A 308-nucleotide genomic window follows, 5' to 3' on the forward strand; every position below is an offset into this window, starting at 1 on the left:
ATCTCAAGAGTAATTATAATAACGTCTGATATTCCCTGGCCATATATAGGGCTTTAGTGGGAAGGCGCTGAATAGAAAAGTGGGTGGAGGACATGTGGATTTAGCAACCATAATAGGTATTCTCGGCGCGATTGGTTTCGTTGTCATGTCTATGGTGCTTGGTGGTGATGTGGGCATGTTCTATCACACTCCTTCGGTGCTAATTGTATTTGGTGGTTCTCTTTTTATTGTGCTTGCTAACTACACCATGGGGCAATTTTTCACCATAGGGAAAGTAGCCGGCAAGGCCTTCATGTTTAAGATTGAAT

1 pseudogene is annotated in these 308 nt (G+C 42.9%); it reads left to right on the forward strand.

Annotated features, from left to right (window positions below):
• Positions 1–94: 94 nt before the first annotated feature.
• Positions 95–308 (forward strand): annotated as a pseudogene (locus tag CWB98_RS23675) (flagellar motor protein PomA); the annotation flags it as partial.

It is taken from the genome of Pseudoalteromonas rubra (genome assembly GCF_005887115.1).
Classification (GTDB): domain Bacteria; phylum Pseudomonadota; class Gammaproteobacteria; order Enterobacterales; family Alteromonadaceae; genus Pseudoalteromonas; species Pseudoalteromonas rubra_F.